General features: G+C 72.9%; 2 protein-coding genes. One reads left to right on the top strand and one right to left on the bottom strand.

The window, feature by feature from the left end:
• The first annotated feature begins 143 nt into the window (after positions 1-143).
• A complete protein-coding gene (locus EHS43_RS44110) occupies positions 144-872 on the top strand; it encodes a carbonic anhydrase (RefSeq protein ID WP_260471007.1) in 729 nt (242 codons plus the stop codon).
• 6 nt (positions 873-878) lie between these two features.
• On the opposite strand, the gene EHS43_RS44105 is transcribed toward EHS43_RS44110, so the two are convergent.
• Entirely contained in the window at positions 879-1,559 is a 681-nt protein-coding gene (locus EHS43_RS44105; RefSeq protein ID WP_125196004.1) for a GDSL-type esterase/lipase family protein, read from the bottom strand.
• Between the last annotated feature and the right edge of the window lie 78 nt (positions 1,560-1,637).

Raw genomic sequence — 1,637 nt, 5'->3', positions numbered from 1 at the left:
GCCTCTGACCCCCCAGCCCTCAGCCCCCCAAGGCTCCGGCCTCGGCCAAGAACGGTTCAGCTCTCGCCCATGAATCACCAACGCCCGGCCATGAAAGGGCAATCCGAACGGGAGGGGAACGGGCCGGACGTACGTTCCCCTCCGTGAACTCCGACCACCGCCCCCACACACCCGCGCGGCGCGCCCTCCTGCGCGCCGCGCTCACCGGTACCGCCGCCCTCGGCACCGGCCTCGCCGCCGGCACCCCTGCCGCCGTAGCCGCGCCGACCGAGGTTCCGCCGCGCAAGCGGCCCACCACCGCCGAGGAGGCCCTGCGCGAGCTGGCCGAGGGCAACCGGCGCTGGCGCGCCTACCGCGAGCGGCACCCCGACGAGACGCCCGCCGTCCGGCAGGCGCTGACGACCGCGCAGCACCCCTTCGCCCTCGTGCTCGGCTGCATCGACTCCCGGGTGGCCCCGGAGCTGGTCTTCGACCAGGGGCTCGGCGATCTGATGACCGTGCGCACCGCGGGGCAGGTCCTCGACGAGGCCGTGCTCGGCAGCCTCGCGTACGGGGTGCTCGAACTCGGCATCCCGCTGCTCATGGTGCTCGGCCACCAGTCCTGCGGGGCGGTGAAGGCGGCGGTGCAGGCGGACGAGTCGGGCACGGAACTGCCCGCCCACATCCAGTACCTGGCCGACCGGATCAGCCCGGCCATCGACCGTACGAAGTCCGGGGACGCGCGGATCGACTCCACGGTCGACGCGAACATACGGCTCGTCCGGGCTCGGCTCGCGGCGGAACCCGAGCTCGCCGCGAAGGTGGGCTCGGGCGCGCTGGCGGTCGTGGGCGCGCGCTATGAGCTGACCACGCAGCGGGTGCACCGCCTCTGACGCGAGTCAGCCGGCCGGAGCGTAGGGCCGGCCGAGGTCCCACGCCTGGTACATCGCGTCCGCGAAGGCCGCCGCGATCTTGTGCTCACCGCCGGCGTTCGGGTGCGTGCCGTCGTAGGTGTCGTGGTTGATGTCGTACGACGACGGGGGCGACACCGGCAGCAGGGGCGAGCGGGGCTCGTCCAGGTCCGCGATCGCCTTGGCCAGGAGCTCGTTGAAGCGGGTGACCTCGGTGGCGAAGGGCGCGTCCGACTCCGCGCGGACGTTGGGTATCACCGGGAGGACGGCCATCCGGATCCGGGGGTTCGCCCGGCGGGCCCCGGTGACGAAGGCCAGGACGTTCTCCGCGGTCTGTTCCGCGTTGGTGTAGAAGCCCAGGTCGATGAGGCCCAGCGACACCAGGAGCACGTCGGCGCGGTGCGTCCGCACCGCCTCGCCGATCAGCGGGGCCATGTGCACCCAGCCCTCGCCCCAGCCGGCCAGGTGGGCCCGGGGGAAGCCGGGATCGGCGTACTCGTACGAGGTGGGGGCGCCGACCGCCTTGTCGTACAGCGTCTCGCGCGGTCCGACGAGGGCGAAGGGGCGGCCGTGGGTGTCGCGCAGGTGCTGCCACATCCGGTACCGCCAGGTGTGCTCGCCCGCACTCCCGATCGTCATCGAGTCGCCGACCGGCATGAATCTGAGCATCCGCTCATGATGGATCACCAGCCCGCCGAACAACATGTGACCCCGCCCACGCCAAGACCCCGGCGGGCCCCACGCACC

The sequence above is a fragment of the Streptomyces sp. RP5T genome (genome assembly GCF_003933965.1).
Lineage (GTDB): Bacteria > Actinomycetota > Actinomycetes > Streptomycetales > Streptomycetaceae > Streptomyces.
Note: the sequence above shows the minus strand (reverse complement) of the source record. Positions and strands in the feature narration are given on the sequence as shown.